This window comes from Kitasatospora aureofaciens, assembly GCF_001188955.3.
GTDB classification, from domain to species: domain Bacteria; phylum Actinomycetota; class Actinomycetes; order Streptomycetales; family Streptomycetaceae; genus Kitasatospora; species Kitasatospora aureofaciens.
Window position 1 is genome coordinate 199,423 of sequence record NZ_JPRF03000013.1, and the last position, 21,097, is coordinate 220,519.

Here is a 21,097-nt window from a genome sequence, read left to right on the forward strand (position 1 = left end):
AGATTTCAACGAACAGATTTCAGCAGACAGACTTCAGCAAACGGATGACAACTTTCGTCATCTGTTGCTGAAGTCTGTTCCCCGCCGGGCCGCCGGGCCGCCGGGCCATCAGGGCGCCAGCCGTCAGCCCGCGCGCCCCAGCGTCGCCAGGTAGGCGCGCCAGCCGCCGTGATGGGTGATCTCGCGGTGCACGCCGCGCTCGACCTCGCCCCGGGCCAGCAGCATGGACAGGCACGGGGAGCCGTCCTCCAGCTTGATCACGCCGAGTTCCAGCTCCCGGGGCTCGCCGGGCAGGATGACGTCCCGCAGGCGCTCCAGGCTGATGTCGTACAGCTCCCCCTCGATCGCGCTGTCCACGGCCGGGTCGGCCAGCAGACCCGGGCAGACGTCCGTCCCGCCGCTGTGGTCGATGGAGAAGAAGCGGTACCCGGGTGCGGTGCGGGCGGGGCCGATCAGGGCGTCGGCGACCTTGCCGTGGAACGGTCCGCCGACCATCGCCTGGCCGTTGAAGAAGATGCGTGCCATCGGTGAACTCCTCGCGAGGAAAAGACCGTTCCGTACGGCGACGAGAGGACAGGTGGATTCGTCGCCGTACGGAACGGAGCAAAGGGCGGCGGAACTGCTACAGCCCGGCAGGCGGCAGCGGTGGCGCCGGTGGATAGATTGGTGCTCAGCCCAGCAGGGGAAGCGCGGGGAGGGTCAGGAAGTCCGCGAACTCATCGGCCAGGGCAACCTGTTCGAAGAGCTGGGCGGCCTCGCGCCAGCGGCCGGCCTGGTAGGCCTCGGCGCCCAACTCGGCACGGAGCTCGGCCAGTTCGGTGGCGACCAGGCTGCGGACCAGCTCGGCGGTGGCCTTCTCGCCGGTGTCGGACAGCACGACCCCGTTGTGGATCCACTGCCAGATCTGCGAGCGCGAGATCTCGGCGGTGGCGGCGTCCTCCATCATGTTGAAGATGCCGACCGCCCCGAGCCCGCGCAGCCAGGCCTCGATGTAGCGGATGCCGACCTGGACGGCGTTGTGCAGCCCGGCGTGGGTGCAGGTGCCGCCGGCGCCCGCGACGTCGAGCAGTTCGGCGGCGGTGACGGGCTCGGCCGGCCCCGGGTTGTCCTTCTGGTTGGGCCGCTCGCCGAGCACCGCGTCGAAGGAGGCCCGGGCGACCGGGACGAGGTCCGGGTGGGCGACCCAGGAGCCGTCGAAGCCGTTTCCGGCCTCGCGGTCCTTGTCCGCCTTGACCTTCTCCAGCGCGGCCGCGTTGACCTCCGGGTCCTTGCGGCTGGGGATGAACGCGGCCATGCCGCCGATCGCGTGGGCGCCGCGCTTGTGGCAGGTCTGCACCAGCAGCCGGGTGTAGGCGGCCATGAACGGCGAGGCCATGGTGACGCTGTTGCGGTCCGGCAGGATGTAGTGCTCGCCGGCGTCGCGGAAGTTCTTGACGATCGAGAACAGGTAGTCCCAGCGTCCGGCGTTGAGGCCGGCCGCGTGGTCGCGCAGCTCGTGGAGGATCTCGTCCATCTCGAAGGCGGCGGTGATGGTCTCGATCAGCACGGTGGCCCGGACGGTGCCGTGCGGGATGCCGAGTTCGGCCTGGGCGTGGGTGAAGACGTCGTTCCAGAGCCGGGCTTCGAGGTGGCTCTCGGTCTTCGGCAGGTAGAAGTACGGGCCGGAGTTCGGGTCCTCGGCACCCTTGGCGAGCAGCCGGGCCGCGTTGTGGAAGAAGTACAGGCCGAAGTCGACGAACGCGCCGGCGACCGGGACGCCGTCGACGAGCAGGTGGTTCTCGTCCAGGTGCCAGCCGCGCGGGCGGACCACGACGGTGGCGAGTTCGGCGGCGGGCTTGAGGGTGTAGGCCTTGCCGGCCGAGCTGGTGAAGTCGATCCGGCCCTCGAAGGCGTCGATCAGGTTGACCTGACCGCTGACCACGTTCTCCCAGGTCGGGGAGGTGGCGTCCTCGAAGTCGGCGAGCCAGACCCTGGCCCCGGAATTGAGCGCGTTGATGACCATCTTGCGGTCGGTGGGGCCGGTGATCTCGACCCGGCGGTCCTGGAGCGCGCGCGGCGCCTCGGCGACCTTCCAGTCCCCGGCCCGGACGTCGGCGGTCTCGGGGAGGAAGTCCAGCGTGCCCGTACGGGCGATCTCGGCGCGTCGGGCCTTCCGCCTGGCCAGGAGCTCCTGCCGGCGTCCCTCGAAGGCGCGATGGAGGCCGACGACGAAGGCGACCGCCTCCGGAGTGAGCACCTCCTCCGCCCGGTGGACGCGCGGTCCGGCGACAGTGACGACCGGAGCGGCGGGGGAGGCGCCGACGGGCCCCTGATCTGCAGCCATGAGCAGGACACTCCTAAGACGGTTGAGCCTGGCAGAGGGAGTTCCGGTGGGAACTTCCTCGGGAACTTCCTCGATCGATACCCGCCTGTCGGCGAGTTCGATTCTGTAAGGTGGAGACTAGTTTCCGCGATACAGAATTTCAACGGTTTGTTGAAGAGGTCGCCGGGACTTTACTCCTCCCCGACAGCGAAGGGAACGCCGGTGGTTGCGACCCCCGACACAGCATCGACGACAGGCGCCGACCGCGCGAGCGGCGGCGTGCAGTCCGTCGAGCGCGCCTTCCAACTCCTGGAGGCACTGGCCGACTCCGGCGGGGTGGCCACCCTCAGCGAGCTCTCCAGCAGTTCCGGCCTCCCGATGCCGACCATCCACCGACTGGTTCGTACCCTCGTCCAGCAGGGCTATGTCCGCCAGGACACCGCACGCCGCTACACCCTCGGCCCCCGGCTGATCCGCCTCGGGGAGACGGCCGGCCGCCTGCTCGGCAGCTGGGCCCGGCCGTACCTGGCCGAGCTCATGGAGGCCACCGGCGAGACCGCCAACCTGGCGGTGCTGGAGGGCGGCGAGGTGGTGTACGTCGGGCAGGTGCAGTCCCGGCGCTCGATGCGGATGTTCACCGAGGTCGGACGGCGGGTGCAGCCGCACTGCACCGGCGTCGGCAAGGCGCTGCTCGCCCAGCTCCCGGAGGACGAGGCGCGCGCGATCCTGGGCCCCAACTCGCTGCCCGCGCACACCGAGTACACCGTGACCGACCCGCAGGAGCTGATGGACCAGCTCGCCGAGGCGCGCGAGCGCGGGTACGTGGTCGACGACCAGGAGCAGGAGATCGGCGTCCGCTGCATCGCGCTCGCGGTACCGGGCGCGCCGACGCCCACCGCCCTGTCGGTGTCCGGCCCGGAGGCCCGGATCCGGGCACTGGAGGAGCAGGCGGGGGCGTCCTCGCTGGTGCCGGTGATGCACCAGATCGCGACCCGACTGGGACAGGTCCTCGCTCCCTGACGCCACGTCAATCCTCCTGCTGCGGCGGGAGGGTGTGGCCTGGATGCCGGCCGTCCGCAGTGTCCTCCGTTCGACGGACCGGTGGGCGGGTTGCGCCGGGTCCGGCGCCCCGGTGCCACCACCCTGGTGCGGACGCGGCCCGCGACGGAGCGGGCGGCCGGAGGACGAGGGAGCGGTGAGCGGTGGTGGCAGGCGGGCAGGGCAGGCGCAGGCGGCTTCGGGTCGAATCCGGCGGGACGGCGTTCACGGCGGCGACGGCGGCGGGTTGCGCGGTCGCGCTGCTGGCCGCCGGGCCGTCCTGGGCGGCCCCACGTACCGCGCCCCGGCCGGAGCCGCGGATTCCGGTGGTGGGCCCGGCGGCCGTGCGGTCCGACTCCGACCTGGAGGTGGTCCGGGAGGACCCGGACGCCGCTCCGCCCGGCGGCACGACCACCGTCCGTGCCTTCGTCGCGAACCGCGGCCCGGACACCACGGCCTCGCCGTTCACCGTGATCGTCACCCTGCCCGACGGCGTGACCCCGCAGGGGCCGTACTTCCCCGCCGACTGTGCGGTGCTGCGGGGCGGGCACGAGGTGCGCTGCGTCTTCGGGGCCGGGCTGAAGCAGGGGCGCAGCGCGACCGCGCTCGTACCGGTGCGGGTCGGCCTCGACGTGCGGCTGGGCATGCTGACCGGCGGGTCGGTCGAGGTGCGCAGCCCGGACGACCGGGACAGGAGCAACAACCGGCAGCCGTTCGACCTGAACGTGGTCGAGACGGCTGCCGGTTCCTGAGAGCGGCTGGTCTGCGGGCGGGCGTGTCGGACACGCCCCGGGCGGTCAGCGGTGGACGCGCACGCTGTGGAGCGGCTTCACCCCTGGCCGCGGCCCGCACGCCGGCGCGCACGGGCCGGGCACTGACCTGATTCCCCCGCTCCCGTCCGCTGTCGTGCTCGGCTGCCCGCCGGCGGGTGGACAGGACTCGGCATCCCGGCGACGGGGTCCGCGGGGGCGGACGACCCGTTGCAGGCTGGGCAGTCCGCGCGTGGACGGATAACTCGATCGGGCCGGTTGTCGCGCAGCTCACAGTGGTGTCGATCAACGACCCTGGGTGGCCGCCGAATTGATCAGTCCCGGCGCCGGCCCAGGGGCCGGTCGCGCAGCGTGAGCGGCGCGACGGTGGCGGACCGCACCGTGGCGCGGGCCGCCCGAGTCCGCCCGGTCGGATAAATTGGAACCCTGGCATTTTCCGCGGTGCACAAGTGCGCCGAGTCCCGGTGTGCCCGGTCCGTACGGCCCGTCCCACGCTCCCGAGAAGAGGTTCCGCCCCACCATGACCGCGTCCCTGCCCGCCTTCGCCGGCCGTACCTACGTCTTCCGGGTCGACAACGGCGCGGCCTTCCGCAACACCTACTCGGCCGACGGCGCACGGCTGCGCTGGGAGGGCCTCGGCGAGTCGGCGGGCCAGTGGGAGGACGTGCGGCTGCACGTCGCCGAGATCGCTCCGGGGATCTACTTCGTCAGCTGGACGGAGCAGAGCGGGATCACCGTCAGCCACGTGATGGACCTCAACGCGCTGACCGTGCGGGCCTTCTGGACCTTCGAGGGCGAGGGCGGCCGGGTCGGCCAACTGCACACCGGGACCCTGGAGCGGGTGGCCTGAGCCGCGTGGCGACGCACTGAGCCCCGGGGGCCGTGGCCGGTCCCCGGGGTTCGGTGCGCTCTCGTCAGACGGTCCGGCCCGGCTGGTCCGGCACCTTGAGGTGCTGGGACAGCCACTCCAGCGAGGAGGGCAGCAGTGCGCTCCAGGTCTCGAAGTTGTGGCCGCCGTTCTCGAGCATGCTGTACGAGACCTTCATCGGGCTGTGCACCGCGTCGATGAACGCCTCGGTGTCCTGCTTGTAGTTGCCGTCGCCCTTCTTGGTGCCGGCCAGCAGGAGCGAGATGTTCGGCTGCGGCAGGTTCTTCAGCCGCCACATCAGGTTGGCCTCGTTGCGGCGCTGCTTGCTGCCGCCGAAGAGGTCACCGGTGGTCGGGTCGTCGGCGGCCTCGTAGTACCCGGACAGCGAGACGGCAGTCGGGAAGACGTCCGGGTGGCGCATGGCCAACTTGACGGCGCAGTAGCCGCCGGTCGAGTTGCCCATGTAGGCCCAGGCCCGCGGGTCGGCCGAGACCCGGTAGCTCGCCTCGATCGCCGAGGGGACGTCCTTGGTGAAGTACGTGTCGGACTGGGCTCCGCCCGGGATGTCCTCGCACTCGGTGTCCTGCGGCAGTGCGGGCGAGGGACGCATCAGGACCATGACGGTCGGCTGCATCCGGCCCTCCTGCAGCAGCTTGAGGGCGGCACCCGGGTAATTGAAACGGGTGATCAGGTTCTCGGCGATTCCTGGGAATCCGGTGCTGACGATCACGGCCGGGAACTGCTTCTGCGCGTACTCCGGCTGGAAGTACTGGGGCGGCAGGTAGACGTACCCCTCGGTCGACAGCCTGCTCTCCCGGCCGTCGATCCGGACCTTGCGGATCTCCCCGGACTGGCTGGGCTCGCGGCCCATCGCGCCGCCGCCCTTGACCGAGGCCTGGCCGATGGTCTCCACCATCAGGCGCCCGGAGGCGTCCGCCTTGTTGTGGATCACCACCGGGCCGGTGCTGCCGGTGCCCAGCAGGTCGTCCCAACTGCTGTAGAACGCGAAGTAGTTGTTGGCCACCAGGCCGAGTGCGGCGAGCACGGCGACCTGGGTGGCGAGCAGCGTGCCAATTCGGCCGAGCACCGCCTGCCAGCTCTTCTTGGCGAGTCTGGGCCAGAGCCAGACCGTGCCGACCATCATCACGACCGCCATCAGCACGGCCAGCGCCAGCACCTTGTGGCTCGTCAGACCCATGTCCCAGTTGCTCCCACGCCTCGAACTCCGCGTCCCCTCCGCTCAGGGACATCCGAGGAGGTCACCCCGGTTCCCCCACGGGGGCGCGAGGACCAACCCTAGCGGGAGCTGTGAGACAGCTGACCGGCGGCTGGGGGTCAGGTGAGGAGTCGCAGCCCCGCCGTGAGCTCGCGCATGCAGCGGGCGCCGAGGTCCCGCGGGGAACCCGGGCCGGCGACCGGGGCGTCGGAGCCGGCCCACTGCTCCAGGGCGACCCGGATCGCCGTCGTGGCCGCGGCGGCGGCCAGTCGGATCTCCAGCGGATCGGCGCCGTCCGGGCAGCGGGCGGCCAGCACGGACCGCAGCCGCTCCTCCGATCCGGCGTGGACGCGCTGCCAGGTGCCGTCCAGCCGCGGGTCGCGCAGCAGGCTGCGGGTCCAGTGCATGGCCTCGACGGCCTCGTCGTCGGCCGGGGTCAGCGACTCGACCGCCGAGCGTTCCAGCGCCTCGCGCAGCGGGAGGTCCGTCGGGCTCGCGGCCAGGAGGTCCACCCAGCGCTGTCCGCCCGCCGCGAGCAGCGGGGCGACGGCGTCCTCCTTGACCGAGAAGTAGCGGTAGAAGGTGCGCAGCGAGATGCCCGCGGCGGCGGCGATCTCCTCGGCGGTGGTCGCCTCGGCGCCCTGCTCGGCGAAGAGCGCGGCGGCGGTGCGGGCGATGTCCAGCCGGGTGGCGTCACGGCGGCGCTGGGTCAGGGTGGGGCGTCCGGTCACGAGGGCCAGCGTACGCAGTTCCGTGCCGCCATGGCTCCGCACGCCGAGGAGGCACGACAGGACTTTTTGGCACGACGTGCCATTCAGGCGTATTGTGCCTCTCGAGGTCGAGAGACCGCGAACGAAGGAGTACCACCATGGAGCGCTTCAGCGGACGGAACGTCCTGATCACCGGCGGCGGCTCTGGCATCGGCCAGGCGACCGTCCACCGGATCCTCGCCGAGGGCGGGACGGTCGTCGCCGTCGACGTCAACGAGGACGGCCTGAAGAGGACCCTGGACCGCGCGACCGCCGACGGCACCGCCGACCGCCTGACCGTCCAGGTGCTCGACATCGCGGACGAGGCCGCCGTCGTCACGGGCATGGCCGAGGCGGTCGCGGCGCTGGGCGGCCTGGACGTCCTGGTCAACGCGGCCGGCATCCTGCGCTCCTCGCACACCCACGAGACCACCCTGGAGTTCTGGAACGAGCTCCTGGCGGTCAACCTGACCGGCACCTTCCTGATGACCCGCGAGGCCCTCCCCGCACTGCTCGCGACCGGCCGGGGCGTGGTGGTCAACTTCAGCTCCACCTCCGCGGCCTTCGCCCACCCCTACATGGCCGCGTACGCCGCGACCAAGGGCGGCATCCAGTCCTTCACCCACGCGATCGCCTCGGAGTACTCGAAGCAGGGCCTGCGCGCGGTCTGCGTCGCGCCGGGCAGCATCGACAGCGGCATGACCAACAACCCGGGCCTGCCCGCCGACGCCGACTTCAGCCTGCTCGCCAAGCTCTCCCCCGCCCTCGGCCAGGGCTTCGCGGGCCCCGAGACGGTCGCCGGCGTGATCGCCATGCTGGCCTCCGACGACGGCGCCTTCGTCACCGGCACCGAACTCCGCATCGACGGCGGCACCCACATGTGACCCGTCCGTCGGCCCGGTCGGGCGCGGGGCCTGTGCCGTCCCCTGTACGGCACAGGCCCCGCGGGTTTCTCCGGCCACCTGCGGCCCTCGTCCCGGCCGCAGGTGGCCGTGCTAGGTGACCGCGTGCGCCCGGCGGGGGTCAGCCGCTCCCCCGCCGGGCGTTCACGGGGTGCACCAGTCAACGGCGAAGGCCGACGCCGGGTTGGCGAGCAGCAGTCGGTCGGGCAGCTCGGGCCCGAAGGTGCGGGACAGCCGCGGGGCGAGGTCGGTGAGCAGCCGGGCGGGGCCGCCGAGCTCACGGGCCGTACGGGTGGTGGTGTCGGCGCCGAGCAGCAGCCGGTCGGCGAGGCCCGCCTCGACCAGGTCGGCGATCACGTCGAAGGCCTGGAGGTCGGCGGGGTGACCGATCCGGGAGGGGCTGTCCAGGGCGAGGAAGACGCCCTCGGCGGCGAGACTGCGGTGCAGCGACCGGTCGGTGAAACGGGTGAGGTGGCCGAGGACGATCCGGTCGGGGCGGACCCCGTGCCGTCCGTGGAGGCTGCGCAGGACGCCGTGCGGGTCACCGTCGGGTTCGAGGTGCACGGCGATCGGGGCGCCGGTGGCGTGGTGGGCCTCGGCCGCGGCGGCCATCGTCCGGCGGGTGTGCGCGGTGAGCGGGCCGGCGTCGTCGGCGATCTTGATCAGGCCGGGTCGCACGCCCTCGGGGGCGCCGGGGAGCCCGGCGGTGAGCTCGGTGACGAAGCGTTCGGCGAGGTCTGCGTACGGGGCCTGGAGGTCGGGGATCGGGAGGTCCGGGCCGGGGAAGCGGCCCGGGGCGTAGTGGGCGGTCTGGTGCGCACCGGTGGCGGCGACGATGTGGACGCCGGTCGTGCGGGACAGCTCGGCGAGGGCGTCCGCACCACGGCCCATGCCCCACGGCGTCCACTGGACGAGGGTGCGGCCGCCGACGGTGGCGTAGGCACGCAGCACGTCCTCGGCGGCTGCCGGGTCGTCCAGCTCCTGGCCGGGGAAGCGGGGGCTGCGGATGAACAGGTGGTCGTGGGAGTCGGTGACGCCCAGCTGGGCGGGGTCGATGTCGCCCAGGACGGTCCGTACAGTCCGGACGGTCGGGGCGGCCGGGGCGGCGGTCATGCGCGGGCCTCCGCCGGGGTGACGGACGCCGAGGTGTCGGGCGCTGGGGTGTCGGACTCGGGAGTGCCGGCGGCGGGGGCCTTGGTCGTCGGGGCCTCGGCCGCCGTGAAGGTGGAGGCGGCGACCCGCAGGCCGGCCAGGGCCTTGGGGACGCCGACGTACGGGGCGAGATGGACGATCACCTCTGTGATCTCCTCCCGCGTCATGCCGATCCGCAGGCTGTTGCGGACGTGGTCGGCGAGCTGCGGCTCGACGCCGCCGAGGGCGGCGAGGGCGGCGAGGTTGGCGATCTGGCGGTCGCGCAGGGCCAGACCGGGGCGCTGGTAGGTGCCACCGAACAGGCTGGTGACGATCCAGTCGGCGAAGCCGGGAGCGAGTCCGTCCAGGCCGCCGAGGGTGGCGACGGCGACCGGGCCGGCGAGCTCGGCGAGCAGGGCGTACCCGGCTTCGCGGTCGAGCGGTGCGGGCGTGAGGTCGGCGGGGGTCATCGGCTCGGGGGGCGTGGTCTCAGGGGTCGTGGGATTGGGGGTCGTGGGATCGGGGGTCGTGGGATCGGGGGTCACGGCGGCGGGGCCTTTCACCAGTGGCGGCCGGCCGGCAGCCGGTCGAGTTCGGGGCGGGACAGGTGCAGCACCTGGTAGCGGGTGCCAGGCGCGTCCTCGGGAGCCGGGCCGTGCCAGAGGGCGAGGGTGAGCAGTTCCCAGCGGCTGGGGTCCACGGCGACGGCGGCGGTGTGCAGGGCGGACTGCCCGGGGCGGGCGGGAAGCTCGGTGAAGGCGGCGAACTGGGCGAGTTCGGCGACGGCCTGTTCGAGGGCCTCGGCCGGGTCCGCGGTTTCCGGGAGCCGTACGGTCGTGCGGGTGGCGGTCGTCGGGGCGTCGGTGCGGGTGCCCTCGACCAGGCCCGCACCGAGCCAGTGGTGGACGGCGGGGCGGCCGAAGTCGGCGCTCAGTCCGCGGAAGCCCGGGCCCCAGAGGAAGCCGTTCATGCCCTCGGCGGTGCGCCAGAGGTAGAACGGCGCGTACTGGTTGACCGGCGAACCGCCCTGCCCGCGCTCGCGGACCAGGTACGCCTTGAGACCGAGCCCGGGGTGGGCGTCGAGCAGGTGGCCCTTGTCGGCCACGCGCTTGCGGATGACGCCCATGTCGTAGTCGGCGGGCAGGGTGATCTCGTACTGCATGGCGTGCACGGCGGGGCTCCTGGGCTCGAACGGCTGGCGGCGTGGGCGGCCGGAGGCGGCGGGCCCGCCCGAGGGGGGCGGGCGGCCGGAGGGGGTCGTGTGCGGTGGACGTCGCCCGTCAGGCCTGCCGGCGCCGTGTGGCGAGCAGGCCGAGGGCGCCGCGGACGGCCTGTTCGAACGGCGCGGCACTGTCCGCGGCGCGGGCCAGGACGTAGCCGCCCTGGACGACGGCGACCACGGCGGCGGCGGTGTCCGCCGGGTCGAGGCCGGGGGCGAACTCGCCGTGGGCCTGGCCCTCGGCGACCAGTTCGGCGATCCGGCCGCGCAGCCAGTCGAAGGTCTCCTCGACCGGGGCGCGCAGCTGCGGGTCGGCGACCACGTCCGGGTCCTGGGCCATCCGGCCGATCCGGCAGCCGCGCAGCACCTCGCGGTCGCGGTTCAGGTAGGCGGCGATCCGGTCGTACGCGGTGCCGGGGGCGGCGAGGTCGGCCTCGGCGGTACCCCGCATCTGCTCGGCGCTGCGGCGCAGGGCGGCGGCGGCGAGGTCGGGCTTGCCGTTGAAGTGGTGGTACATGCTGCCTTGGCCGACGCCGGAGAGCTGCTGGATGGCTTTGGGGCTGGTGCCGACGTAGCCGCGCTCCCAGAGGAGGGCCTGAGTGCTCTCGATGAGGCGGTCCTGGGTGGTCATGTGGATCACTGTACATACCAGTAGGTACAGAAGGGAAGGGGTTCCCCGAATCCTGGATGGGACTGCGCCGGAGGATCGAGGGCCGTGCGCCGCCCCCCGGCGGCCACGGCCCCTCGACCGTTCGTCATCCCCCGCGCCGGCGTTGGGCATTCCGTCACGGCCGGTGGCGCGCGTCACGTCACGTACGGTGGCGGGCATCACGCCGGGCAGGGGGTGCGCGGCGCGTTGCGCGGGCGGGCGGCCGGGGGACGTTCGCGCCGGACCGCCGGGGCGGCATCACGCAGGGCTTGATCAGGCCGGACCTGCTGGCAAGATGTCCGCCATGAGCTACCTCGCCGCGGATGACCGCTATGCCTCGATGACCTACCGGAAGGCCGGCCGCAGTGGCGTGCAGCTGCCCGCCGTCTCGCTGGGGCTCTGGCACAACTTCGGTGACTCCCAACCGCTCGACGTGCAACGGGCGGTGCTGCGCCGGGCCTTCGACCGCGGCGTCACCCACTTCGACCTGGCGAACAACTACGGTCCGCCGTACGGCAGCGCGGAGCGCAACTTCGGCTACCTCTTCGCGCAGGACTTCCGGCCGTACCGCGACGAGCTCTTCATCGCGACCAAGGCCGGCTGGGACATGTGGCCCGGCCCGTACGGCAACGGCAGCAGCCGCAAGTACCTGCTGGCCAGCCTGGACCAGTCGCTCGGCCGGATGGGGCTGGACTACGTCGACGTCTTCTACTCGCACCGCTACGACCCGGACACCCCGATCGAGGAGACGATGGGGGCGTTGGACAGCGCGGTGCGCTCGGGCAAGGCGCTGTACGCGGCGATCTCCAACTACCCGGCGGAGCAGCACCGGGAGGCGGCGGCGATCCTGCGCGAGCTGGGGACGCCGGCACTGATGAACCAGTCGGCGTACTCGATCCTCGACCGGCACGTGGAAGAGGCCGGCGTGCTGGACGCGGTGGGCGACACCCAGACCAGCCTGATCGCCTATTCTCCGCTCGCGCAGGGGCTGCTGACCGACCGTTACCTTTCCGGGCAGGTGCCCGCCGGGTCGCGGATGTCGGTCGGGAGGTTCCTGACCGAGGAGGTGCTGACCGGGCCGAAACTTGAGCAGCTGCGGGCGCTGAACAAGGTCGCCGAGAGGCGCGGGCAGAGCCTGGCCCAGCTGGCGCTGTGCTGGGTGCTGAGGGACCCTCGGGTGGTCTCGGTGATCATCGGGGCGAGCAGCGTGGCCCAGCTGGACCAGAACCTCGACGCGCTGGCCGGCGGGCCGCTGACGGAGGAGGAGCTGGCGGAGATCGACCGGCTGAGCGCGTGAGAGCGGCCGCCACCGACGCATGACAGATGACAGCTGATGAAATCCGTCAGCTGTCATCTGTTATCTGTCAGCCGTCACCTGTCGTTCCGGCCGATCCCTTCGATCAGTGGACCGGCGTGTACTTGTACCCGACCCGGCGCACCGTCACGATCGAGTCGCGGTAGGTCGGTCCGAGCTTGCGGCGCAGCCGGGCGACGTGCACGTCGACCGTGCGGCCGTCGCCGACGTGGCCGTAGCCCCAGACCGCCGAGACCAGGTGGTCCCGGGTGTGCACCCGCTGCGGGTGCTCGGTGAGGTGGGCCAGCAGTTCGAACTCCAGGTACGTGAGGTCGAGCAGCCGCCCGTCGACGTAGGCGTTCCGCCGCTCGGCGTCGACGGTGATGCCGCGTCCGGCCGGACGGACCGGCCGCACGGCGCCCGCTGCGCCGGCCCCGGGCAGGCCGCCCGGTGCCGGCGTCGGGTTCTCGGCCGGCACCAGCACCAGGTAGCCGACCATCGGGTGGCCCGCGGGCCCGCCGGCCTGGGCACCGTACTGGGCGAGCAGTCCCTGCGGCAGCGCACCCTGGGGCAGGGCGGCGACCACGGTCGCTCCCTCCGGCAGTGCGGCGAGCAGCGAGGCGGGCGCCGGCGGTACGACCGCACCGGGCTGCGGCCCGGCGGACGGGACCGCCCCCGGACGGCTCGGCCCGACGACCGGGGAGCCGGACGGGCCGGGAACGGCCGGGGCGGTGGAGGGGATCGCGGAGAGGGAGGGAACGGACCGGACCGCGCGCAGGTGCGGGGTGGTCGCGGTGGGCAGGGGCAGGGTGGCCGTGGAGGAGGAAGACATGGTGTGCCGCTCATTTCGCGCGTGACGGACGGGGTGGAGTCGTCTGCGCGTCGACCGGGCGTACTGCCGGAGCTGGACCGGGTGGGTCGGGTTCAGCGGGCGGAGGGCCGGGACGCGCTGGGCGAGCCCGGACACGTCTGGTCGAACAGGTGCGGCTGCCGGGACGGCCAGAACGGCTCGAGGTCGTGGCGACCCCGTCGGCAGTCCGTGCCGGGACCGGTCCGACCGGTGGGGCTGCTGGGGCGGACGATGTTCACTGGTGGTTTCTCCGCGGGGCGGGGCCGGTTGGGAAGGCCCGGGGCCGGTTGGGAAGGCGCGGGCGCACCTGACGGGTGATCCGCTGCGGCCCGGTCGACGGGTTCGATGGTGCGTCGGACGGCGGCCGGGTGTGGGCCGGAGGTGCCGGGGACGTACCGGGTCGGGGCGAAGCCGGTCAGCGACAACAGGCGCTGCAGATCAGCGCGTGGTCGATGTAGCGGCGGACGGTGAGCACCGGCATGACGGGACCGGGCACGGAGGCGATGCGTCGCTGGTCGACGGTCATCCCTGCTGCCCTCCCCCTTCGTCCTGCCTCGTTCGGCGTCGTGCTGCGTCGTTCTGACGGCCCTCCCGGCGGCACGGCCGGGACGGCTTCCGTCCACAGAGCCTTCCACGCCCGAGGCTGTCTAGGCAACCTTCCGGACGTCGAACGTCCGGCATATGGACGGCCGAATGAGACGCCGAATATGCGGATGGCCTCTGACCAGCGGCGATCCCACGGCCCCTCAGGCCAGCGCCTCGATCTGCGCTCAAGCCTCCGCTCGGTCCTGCACCCCGCTCTGGGCTCGGGCCTGCGTTCAGGCCCGTCGGCGGAGCGCGGCGGCGTGCTCGACCAGCGTCACCAGCAACTCCTTCCCGTCCTCCCGCAGCCGCGCGTCGCACAGCACCACCGGGATCCCCGGGTCGAGGTCCAACGCGTCCCGGACCTCTTCCGGGGCGAAGCGCTCGGTGCCCTCGAAGCAGTTGACCGCGACCAGGAACGGGATGCCGCGCTGCTCGAAGAAGTCCACCGAGGGGAAGCAGTCGGCCAGTCGCCGGGTGTCGGCGAGCACCACGGCACCGAGCGCGCCGCGCGCCAACTCGTCCCAGATGAACCAGAACCGGTCCTGCCCGGGCGTCCCGAACAGGTAGAGCGCGAGGCCGGGCCGCAGGTCGATCCGGCCGAAGTCCATGGCCACCGTGGTGGTGCGCTTGGTCTCCACGCCCGAGGTGTCGTCCACCGGGCGCCCCAGCTCGCTGAGCTCCTCCTCGGTGCGCAGCGGCCGGATCTCACTGACCGAGCCGACCAGGGTGGTCTTGCCCGCGCCGAACCCACCCGCCACCAGGATCTTCACCGCGACGCCCGGCCCGCCCCGCCAGCGCGGGTCGTTGGCGCTCCCGGCCGGGTTCGGTCCGGCACTGCCCGGAGCGTGCCCGGACGTGCTCGGCGGGGTGTGGTCAGAGCGCACGGAGTCCATTGATCACGTCTCGCAGCAGGCGCTCGTCCGGCAGCTCGGCGAGCGGAACGGGTCGGGTGACGCTGATCAGGTCGGCGTCGTAGAGGTCGCCGAGCAGGACCCGCACCACGCTGACCGGCAGGTCGGTGTAGGAGCCGAGTTCGGCGACGGACAGCGGCTCGTGACGGCACCAGGCCAGTAGGGTCTGGTGCTCCGGGTCGAGGACGTGCGCGGGCACGGCCCCCGCGTCCGGCCCGGGGTCCTTGGCGGTGACCAGCGAGATCAGGTCGAACAGGCCCTCCTCGACCGGCCGGGTGCGGCCCCGGGTCATCGAGTAGAGCCGCACCACCGGGCCGGCCTCGTCGTCGAACCACCGGTCGTCGGCCGGGGTGCGCGGACGGAACAGGTCGACCTCTGGTCCGTCCGGGGACTCCGGCCCCGGCACCTGCTCCGCGCCGGCGGGCCCGGCCGGTGTCGTCGAGCCCTCCGGTGCCGCCGGGCCGCCCGGCCCGTCCGCCTTCGGATCCGCCATCGGACCGCTCAGCCCCTCGGCGCGGCGGTTTCGGTGCGCGGCTCGGCGGCCATGTGCTCGCCGACCCGCTTGACCAGCAGGGCCATCTCGTAGGCGATCTGGCCGATGTCCGCCTCGGCCTCGCTCAGCACGGCCAGACAGGAGCCGTCGCCGGCGGCCGTGATGAACAGGAACGCCTCGTCCAGCTCCACCATCGTCTGCCGGACGCCGCCGACCTTGAAGTGCCCGCCGGCGCCCTTGGCCAGGCTGTGGAACCCGGCCGCGACGGCGGCGAGGTGCTCGGCGTCCTCCCGGTCGAGGTCGCGCGAGGCACCGGTGGCCAGCCCGTCGCTGGAGAGGATCACCGCGTGCCGCAGGGCCGCGACGCGGCCCACCAGGTCGTCCAGGAGCCAGTTGAGGTCCCCCGACGGCTGCGTCGAAGTGGTCATGAATCAGTTCCTTCCGCTGGAGCGGGTGATGCGGGCACTGCGGGTGTTGCGGATACCGCGGGTCCTGCGGGTTGTCCGGGTCCTGCGGGTGGTGCGGGCACTGCCGGTACTTCCGGTGTTACGGGTGCTGAGGGTGTCACTTGAGGTACGGGCGGGGCGCCCGCAGGGTTCCGCCGCACCGGCTGGCCCGGCTGGATCCGGCGGATGAGCGGCGCTCGGCCGGCGTCCTCGGGGTCGGGCCCGGGGAGCGCCGCCGGGGCCGGCGCCGGGCTGATCGCCCGCCGGGACGGGTCCGGAGGCTGCCAGGCCGGTACGGCCGTGGGGCGGGTGCCGGGCGCTGGGCGGCTGCTGGGCGCGGCCGGACGGTTCGCTGCGGCCGGGGCGTCGCCGCCGGTGGCCCGGCCCGGAACGGTGCCGTCCTGGGTCCTGGCGGGGGCGGTGGTCCCACGTCCACGGGTGAAGCCGCGCTGGAACGAGGCGAAGGTGGCCCGGGCCTCCTCCGGCGAGCGTTCCCGGGCGTCCCGGGCGTCCGGTGCCTCGACGGCCCGCGCGCCCGACCCGGCTGCGCGGTCCACGGCCCCGGTCTCCCCGCGGAGCCGCTCCTTCGCCTGCTCCTTGAGCTGCGGTGCCAGGTTCGCCTGCCGGACCCGCCGGGGCAGGCCGCCCGGCGTCCGGGGCGCCGCCGTGTTCACCGGGGTGGTGTCCACTGAGCCGTCCTCCCGGGCGGCGTCCAGGGCAACGGCGTCCGCGGCAGCGGCAGCGGCGCCCAGGGAAGCGCGGTCCACCGGCGCGGCTTCCAGTTGCCCGTGGAGCGCCGCGGCCTCCGCCGCCTCCCGCCGGTGCCGCCCGGTTCCCGACGCGCCCTCGGCGTCCGTCCCCGGCGCGGGTACCAGGACCGGGCCGCCCTTGGTCCGCGCCGCCCGGCGCGGCAGCCCGTTGGCCGTACGCCCCTCCTCGGGCACGGACGGCCGTGGACCGCCGCTGCCCCGGTGCCGCCCGGCCGGACTCTCCGCCGCTTCCGAGGCTGAGGAGGGAACCGGGTCCGGCCCTGCAGGGGTGCCCACAGCCGCGCCCGCGCCCGGGGCCGGGTCCGGCACCGCGACCAGGTCGCGCCGCCCCGTCGTGCGACCGGCCGTCCGTCCCGCCGGGCGGCGGCCACCGGCCCCGGCGGAGGGCGGCTCCGGCAGGCCGTCCGGCGCTTCCGCCAGCAGCTCGCGCGGGATCAGCACCACGGCCGTCGTTCCGCCGTACGGGGAGGGCCGGACATGGACCCGGATTCCGTGCCGCCGGGCGAGCCGGCTGACCACGAAGAGCCCGAGCCGGTCGGTGTCGGCGAGGTCGAACTCCTGCTCCACGGCCAGACGTTCGTTGATCTCGGCGAGGAGCTGCTCGCCCAGGCCGAGCCCGCGGTCGTCGATCTCCAGCGCGAAGCCGTGCGCCACCACCTCCCCCTGGACGGTCACTTGGGTGCTGGGCGGAGAGAACACCGCGGCGTTCTCGACGAGTTCGGCGATCAGGTGGGTCACGTCGGCGACGGCGCTGCCGAGCAGGCCGGTGCCGGGGAACGGCCGGACGGTCACCCGGGCGTAGTCCTCGACCTCGCCGACCGCCGCTCGGACCACGTCCACCATCCGGACCGGCTTGCGCCAGGCACGTCCGGGCGAGCCGCCGGCCAGGATGATCAGGCCCTCGGCGTGGCGGCGCATGCGGGTGGTGAGGTGGTCGACCTTGAAGAGGTCCGCCAGCTCCGCCGGGTCCTCGGTGCGGCGCTCCATGGTGTCGAGCAGGGTGAGCTGGCGGTGCAACAGCACCTGGCTGCGCCGGGCCAGGTTGACGAAGACGGCCGAGACGCCGCGGCGCAGTTCGGCCTGCTCGACGGCGGCCTCGACGGCGGCCCGCTGGACGGCGTTGATGGCCTGGCCGACCTGCCCGATCTCGGCCTGTCCGAAGTGCAGTTCGGGCGCCTCGGCGGCCACGTCCACCGCTTCGCCGCGGCGCAGCCGCAGCATGACGGCGGGCAGCCGGGTGGTCGCGAGTTCGTTGGCCGCGTTGCGCAGGTTGATCAGCTCGCGGGCCAGGCCACGACCGATCCGGAACGAGATCAGCACCGACAGCACGACGGCGACCAGGCCGATGGCACCGGCGATGCCGCCGCGCCACAGTGCCGCGATCGCGGCGGAGCGGCCGCGGTCGTCCAGTCCGGCGGCGATCCGGGAGTTGATGGAGGAGAGGTCACCGAGGGAGCGGTCGGCGGTCTGCCGCCAGTTGTCGGCGTTGAGCGCCTGGACCACCCGCTCGGGGCCGCCGGCGCCGACGAAGTCCGCCTCGGCGCGGGCCAGCGCGGCCCAGGCCTCGCCGCCGCGCAGGGCGATGTAGTCGGCCTGGTCGGCGGGCTCGAGCTCGGCGATGTAGACGGTGTACAGCGCCTGCTGGTCGTGCAGGGCGTCCAGCGCGGTCTGGTACTGCTCGGGGGTGGGCCTGGTCGCGCCGGTGCGCAGGCCCTCCATCGCCGCGTCCTCCTGGGAGAGGTACTCGCGGGCGCGCACCAGCTCGATCAGGATGGTGCCCTGACGCGGGAGTTGGCCGCTCTGCCGGGCGACGTAGGCGGACCGGAAGCCGAACACCGGCCGGACCAGGTCGCTGTACTGCCCGAGCGCGAACTCCCAGTTGAGCGCCAGACGGCCGACCTGGGCCCGGAGCGGGCCGATCTGGTCGGCGGCGGCGATGATCTGCACCAGGCGGGCCCGCTGGGCGGTGGAGAGCCGGTCGCCCGCGGCATCCTTCTTCTGCCGCAGCACGGCGAGGCTGCGGTCGGTGGCGGCGGTGGCGCGGGCGAAGGCGTCCCGGGCGACCGGCGAGTTCGGGTCGGCCAGGTGCTGGACGGCGGCGCGGCGCTCGTTCTGCAGGTCGCCCGCGTACTGGTCCACGGCCGTTCCGTAGTCCTTGTACGTACGGCTGATCGCCAGCTGGTTCCAGGCGTCCCCGGTGGCGGCGAGCGTCGCGTACACCCACAGGGCGATGAGCGCGACGATGGGCACCAGGAGCAGCGCGATGATCTTCGCGCGGATCGAGCTGCTGCGCAGACGCATGGAGTCCTCGGTCGGGAAGTGCCAGGCGCGGACGGGGAGCGGTACGGAGGGGTTCCGGGGTGCTGGGGTGCTGGGGGCGGGTTCGGCGGGACTTTGGGGAGGCCTGGGGGAGGAGGCTGGGGAAGCCTCCCGGCCACAGGTCTGCGAGACTCTACTACGCCCTGACCACACGTTCGAGGGTCGAACCATTCCGCTTCCCACCTTGCCCCGAACACGTCAGACACCGATCGCGGTCCCGCCCGCGCCACGGGCGCACGACCGGCGCATCACGGGCGCACCTTCGCCGCACCGCCGGCTCACCGTCCACCGCCGGGCCGCGACGCCGCTGGAGAGTCTCCCCGATTCCTCCGCAGTTACGACACCGTTCCCGCGGACCGGTGCCGATCTCGTCGCGCCACCGTCACAACCCTGGGCAGTGACAGGCCGATCCGATAGTTTCGCTCCACCCGCACGACCGGGCGCCGCCGTCCCGGCACCCGTGCGCCGGGACCGGCAGACAGCGCCGCGAGACGCGAACTGGGGAGGACCGTGCGCGAGTTCACCACCCCCGCCCCGGCCGGCCCCGAGGCCACCGGAGGACTCGCCGACTCCCTGTACGACACCGCCGAACGCACCCCCGACCTGGTCCAACTGTCCCGACGGACCGGCGACGGAGGCTGGCAGGACGTCACCGCGCGGGAGTTCCGGGACGAGGTCATCGCCCTCGCCAAGGGCCTGCTGACCCACGGCGTGCGCTACGGCGACCGGGTCGCGCTGATGTCCCGCACCCGCTACGAATGGACCCTGTTCGACTACGCACTCTGGTCGATCGGCGCGATCACCGTCCCGGTCTACCCCACCGCCGCGCCCGAGCAGGTGCGCTGGATCCTCGCCGAAACCCAGGCGGTGGCCTGCCTGGTCGAGGACGAGGACGCCGCGATGACCGTCGGCGCGGTCTGCGACGCGCTGCCCGACCTGACCGGGATCTGGCAGCTCGACCGCGACTGCGTCACCGCGATCACCGAGGACGGCCGGGACGTCCCCGACGCGCTGGTACACCGCCAGCGACTCGGCGTCGCGGCCCCCAACATCGCCACCGTGGTCTACACCTCCGGCACCACCGGACGCCCCAAGGGCTGCCTGATCACCCACGGCAACCTTGCCGCCGAGGCCGACTCGCTGCTGGCCGGCTGGGGCGAGGTGCTCCGCGACACCGGCGGCGGCCAGCCCGCCACCCTGCTGTTCCTGCCGCTGGCGCACGTCTACGGGCGGGCCGTCCAGATCGCGGCCGTCCGCGGCGGCTTCCGGATCGGCCACATCCCCGAGGTCTCCACTGACGCCCTGCTTCCCGCACTGGAGAGCTTCCGGCCGAGCTTCCTGCACGCCGTCCCGTACGTCTTCGAGAAGATCTTCCAGCGGGCCAGACGCGCCGCCGAGGAGGCCGGGCGCGGCGAACTCTTCGAGCAGGCCCGGCAGGTGGCCGTCGACTGGGCCGCCGCCCGGGAGCAGAAGACCTTCGGCCGGGGCCCCGGCCCGGGTGCGGCGCTACGGCTGCGCCACCTCGCCTACGAGCGGACCGTCTACCCCAGGCTGCGCGCCGTGCTCGGCGGCCGGGTGCGCACGGTGATGTGCGGGGGTTCCGGGCTGCGGCGGGAGCTGGGACTGTTCTTCACCGGCGCCGGGCTCCAGCTGTACGAGGGCTACGGCCTCACCGAGACCACCGCGGCGATCACCGCGAACCCGGCCGGACGGCAGAAGCTGGGCACAGTCGGGCAGCCGGTGCCGGGCGCCTCGGTGGCGATCGCCGACGACGGCGAGGTGTGGGTGCGCGGCGGCTCGGTCTTCGACGGCTACCTCAACCACCCGCAGTGCACGGCCGAATCACTGGTCGAGGGCTGGTTCGGGACGGGCGACCTGGGCCGGCTGGACGAGGACGGCTACCTCACCATCACCGGCCGCAAGAAGGACCTGATCGTCACCAGCAGCGGGAAGAACCTCGCCCCGGCGGCACTCGAGGAACGGGTCGAGGCACATCCGCTGGTCTCCCAGTGCCTGGTGGTGGGCGACGACCGCCCGTACGTGGCGGCGCTGATCACGCTCGACCCGGCCGCGCTGGCGCACTGGCTGAAGAGCCACGGACGGGAGCAGCTGGACGCCTGGGCGGTGCTCGCGGACGAACAGTTGCACGTCGAGATCCAGCGCGCGGTGGCGGCGGCGAACACCGCCGTCTCGCGGGCCGAGTCGATCCGCGCCTTCCGGCTGCTGCCAAGGGAGTTCAGCCTGGAGCAGGGGCTGCTGACTCCCTCGCTCAAGCTTCGGCGAGCGGCGATCGCGGAGCACTACTCGACGGACATCGAGGAGCTCTACCTCTCCTGATCGATCCTGGATCGGCTTGCGGCGCCCATTTTCTGACGTCACGTCTTATTGCTTCCGGCGCTCAGTCGTTCATCGCCCGGTTCACCTGCCGTTCCCTTGACGGGTCGATTGGTCCAGTCCATTGTTGCTCTTCGGTCCGCGTGCGGCGCACCGACACCACCCGCTCCCGCCCCTCCGGGAGCGCCCCGGTTCCACGGCCCAGATTCCCGTTCACGCCCTCCCCACGGGCGTGCCCCCCACCCGCTGGA

General features: G+C 73.2%; 19 protein-coding genes. 6 read left to right on the forward strand and 13 right to left on the reverse strand.

Annotation, left to right across the window (positions count from 1 at the left end; genetic code table 11):
- Positions 1 to 123 precede the first annotated feature (123 nt).
- Together HS99_RS06905 and aceB are read right to left on the reverse strand one after the other, a co-directional pair.
- Positions 124 to 525: an allophanate hydrolase-related protein gene (locus HS99_RS06905; RefSeq protein WP_030282988.1), complete on the reverse strand. Its 402-nt coding sequence runs from the start codon at positions 523 to 525 to the stop codon at positions 124 to 126.
- 145 nt (positions 526 to 670) lie between these two features.
- Positions 671 to 2,323 (reverse strand): malate synthase A, encoded by a 1,653-nt coding sequence (aceB, locus tag HS99_RS06910; protein ID WP_030282990.1) that lies wholly within the window; start codon positions 2,321 to 2,323, stop codon positions 671 to 673.
- 201 nt (positions 2,324 to 2,524) lie between these two features.
- On the opposite strand from aceB, the gene HS99_RS06915 reads away from it, so the two are divergent.
- From HS99_RS06915 to HS99_RS06925, 3 genes are all read left to right on the forward strand, one after another.
- Positions 2,525 to 3,322: an IclR family transcriptional regulator gene (locus tag HS99_RS06915; RefSeq protein ID WP_063736401.1), complete on the forward strand. Its 798-nt coding sequence runs from the start codon at positions 2,525 to 2,527 to the stop codon at positions 3,320 to 3,322.
- A gap of 362 nt (positions 3,323 to 3,684) precedes the next feature.
- Positions 3,685 to 4,092: a hypothetical protein gene (locus HS99_RS45770; RefSeq protein WP_157846577.1), complete on the forward strand. Its 408-nt coding sequence runs from the start codon at positions 3,685 to 3,687 to the stop codon at positions 4,090 to 4,092.
- 538 nt (positions 4,093 to 4,630) lie between these two features.
- Positions 4,631 to 4,960: a MoaF-related domain-containing protein gene (locus HS99_RS06925; protein WP_046386777.1), complete on the forward strand. Its 330-nt coding sequence runs from the start codon at positions 4,631 to 4,633 to the stop codon at positions 4,958 to 4,960.
- Positions 4,961 to 5,024: 64 nt separating this feature from the next.
- On the opposite strand, the gene HS99_RS06930 is transcribed toward HS99_RS06925, so the two are convergent.
- Both HS99_RS06930 and HS99_RS06935 read right to left on the reverse strand, forming a co-directional pair.
- Entirely contained in the window at positions 5,025 to 6,176 is a 1,152-nt protein-coding gene (locus HS99_RS06930; protein ID WP_030282999.1) for an alpha/beta hydrolase, read from the reverse strand.
- Positions 6,177 to 6,313: 137 nt separating this feature from the next.
- Positions 6,314 to 6,925: a TetR family transcriptional regulator gene (locus HS99_RS06935; protein WP_078656801.1), complete on the reverse strand. Its 612-nt coding sequence runs from the start codon at positions 6,923 to 6,925 to the stop codon at positions 6,314 to 6,316.
- A gap of 137 nt (positions 6,926 to 7,062) precedes the next feature.
- Between HS99_RS06935 and HS99_RS06940 the strand changes: the two genes are divergently transcribed.
- On the forward strand, positions 7,063 to 7,827 hold the full coding sequence (locus HS99_RS06940; protein ID WP_030283003.1) for an SDR family NAD(P)-dependent oxidoreductase: 765 nt from the start codon (positions 7,063 to 7,065) through the stop codon (positions 7,825 to 7,827).
- A 162-nt stretch (positions 7,828 to 7,989) separates the two neighbouring features.
- Here the strand turns inward: HS99_RS06940 and HS99_RS06945 are convergent, their stop codons facing one another.
- The 4 genes from HS99_RS06945 to HS99_RS06960 form a co-directional block, all read right to left on the reverse strand.
- Complete coding sequence (locus HS99_RS06945) at positions 7,990 to 8,958, reverse strand: phosphotriesterase family protein (RefSeq protein ID WP_046386778.1); 969 nt, start codon at positions 8,956 to 8,958, stop codon at positions 7,990 to 7,992.
- Complete coding sequence (locus HS99_RS06950) at positions 8,955 to 9,446, reverse strand: carboxymuconolactone decarboxylase family protein (RefSeq protein WP_078867254.1); 492 nt, start codon at positions 9,444 to 9,446, stop codon at positions 8,955 to 8,957. Before HS99_RS06950 ends, HS99_RS06945 begins: the two co-directional genes overlap by 4 nt.
- Positions 9,447 to 9,535: 89 nt before the next feature.
- Entirely contained in the window at positions 9,536 to 10,147 is a 612-nt protein-coding gene (locus tag HS99_RS06955; protein WP_030283010.1) for a DUF4865 family protein, read from the reverse strand.
- A 109-nt stretch (positions 10,148 to 10,256) separates the two neighbouring features.
- Complete coding sequence (locus tag HS99_RS06960; RefSeq protein WP_030552199.1) at positions 10,257 to 10,826, reverse strand: TetR/AcrR family transcriptional regulator; 570 nt, start codon at positions 10,824 to 10,826, stop codon at positions 10,257 to 10,259.
- 322 nt (positions 10,827 to 11,148) lie between these two features.
- Here HS99_RS06960 and HS99_RS06965 point away from each other — a divergent pair, with 322 nt between their 5' ends.
- Positions 11,149 to 12,141, forward strand: a complete 993-nt coding sequence (locus tag HS99_RS06965; RefSeq protein WP_030283014.1) for an aldo/keto reductase — start codon at positions 11,149 to 11,151, stop codon at positions 12,139 to 12,141.
- A gap of 103 nt (positions 12,142 to 12,244) precedes the next feature.
- Here HS99_RS06965 and HS99_RS06970 read toward each other — a convergent pair whose 3' ends face one another.
- From HS99_RS06970 to HS99_RS06990, 5 genes are all read right to left on the reverse strand, one after another.
- On the reverse strand, positions 12,245 to 12,970 hold the full coding sequence (locus HS99_RS06970; RefSeq protein ID WP_043388456.1) for a winged helix-turn-helix domain-containing protein: 726 nt from the start codon (positions 12,968 to 12,970) through the stop codon (positions 12,245 to 12,247).
- A gap of 836 nt (positions 12,971 to 13,806) precedes the next feature.
- Positions 13,807 to 14,343, reverse strand: coding sequence for a GTP-binding protein (locus HS99_RS06975; RefSeq protein ID WP_030283018.1), 537 nt, complete (start codon positions 14,341 to 14,343; stop codon positions 13,807 to 13,809).
- 103 nt (positions 14,344 to 14,446) lie between these two features.
- A complete protein-coding gene (locus tag HS99_RS46350; RefSeq protein WP_232543114.1) occupies positions 14,447 to 14,776 on the reverse strand; it encodes a DUF742 domain-containing protein in 330 nt (109 codons plus the stop codon).
- A gap of 209 nt (positions 14,777 to 14,985) precedes the next feature.
- Entirely contained in the window at positions 14,986 to 15,405 is a 420-nt protein-coding gene (locus HS99_RS06985; protein ID WP_030283024.1) for a roadblock/LC7 domain-containing protein, read from the reverse strand.
- Positions 15,402 to 18,494: a sensor histidine kinase gene (locus HS99_RS06990; protein ID WP_050366449.1), complete on the reverse strand. Its 3,093-nt coding sequence runs from the start codon at positions 18,492 to 18,494 to the stop codon at positions 15,402 to 15,404. Before HS99_RS06990 ends, HS99_RS06985 begins: the two co-directional genes overlap by 4 nt.
- Positions 18,495 to 19,022: 528 nt before the next feature.
- Here HS99_RS06990 and HS99_RS06995 point away from each other — a divergent pair.
- Positions 19,023 to 20,849, forward strand: a complete 1,827-nt coding sequence (locus tag HS99_RS06995) for an AMP-dependent synthetase/ligase (protein ID WP_030283028.1) — start codon at positions 19,023 to 19,025, stop codon at positions 20,847 to 20,849.
- Positions 20,850 to 21,097 lie beyond the last annotated feature (248 nt).

Bases quoted from the DNA above. Each gene is read 5' to 3' on its own strand.
- HS99_RS06905 (WP_030282988.1), bottom strand. From the start codon at position 525: ATGGCACGCATCTTCTTCAACGGCCAGGCGATGGTCGGCGGACCGTTC.
- aceB (WP_030282990.1), bottom strand. From the start codon at position 2,323: ATGGCTGCAGATCAGGGGCCCGTCGGCGCCTCCCCCGCCGCTCCGGTC.
- HS99_RS06925 (WP_046386777.1), top strand. From the start codon at position 4,631: ATGACCGCGTCCCTGCCCGCCTTCGCCGGCCGTACCTACGTCTTCCGG.
- HS99_RS06930 (WP_030282999.1), bottom strand. From the start codon at position 6,176: ATGGGTCTGACGAGCCACAAGGTGCTGGCGCTGGCCGTGCTGATGGCG.
- HS99_RS06940 (WP_030283003.1), top strand. From the start codon at position 7,063: ATGGAGCGCTTCAGCGGACGGAACGTCCTGATCACCGGCGGCGGCTCT.
- HS99_RS06945 (WP_046386778.1), bottom strand. From the start codon at position 8,958: ATGACCGCCGCCCCGGCCGCCCCGACCGTCCGGACTGTACGGACCGTC.
- HS99_RS06950 (WP_078867254.1), bottom strand. From the start codon at position 9,446: ATGACCCCCGCCGACCTCACGCCCGCACCGCTCGACCGCGAAGCCGGG.
- HS99_RS06960 (WP_030552199.1), bottom strand. From the start codon at position 10,826: ATGACCACCCAGGACCGCCTCATCGAGAGCACTCAGGCCCTCCTCTGG.
- HS99_RS06965 (WP_030283014.1), top strand. From the start codon at position 11,149: ATGAGCTACCTCGCCGCGGATGACCGCTATGCCTCGATGACCTACCGG.
- HS99_RS06970 (WP_043388456.1), bottom strand. From the start codon at position 12,970: ATGTCTTCCTCCTCCACGGCCACCCTGCCCCTGCCCACCGCGACCACC.
- HS99_RS46350 (WP_232543114.1), bottom strand. From the start codon at position 14,776: ATGACCCGGGGCCGCACCCGGCCGGTCGAGGAGGGCCTGTTCGACCTG.
- HS99_RS06985 (WP_030283024.1), bottom strand. From the start codon at position 15,405: ATGACCACTTCGACGCAGCCGTCGGGGGACCTCAACTGGCTCCTGGAC.
- HS99_RS06990 (WP_050366449.1), bottom strand. From the start codon at position 18,494: ATGCGTCTGCGCAGCAGCTCGATCCGCGCGAAGATCATCGCGCTGCTC.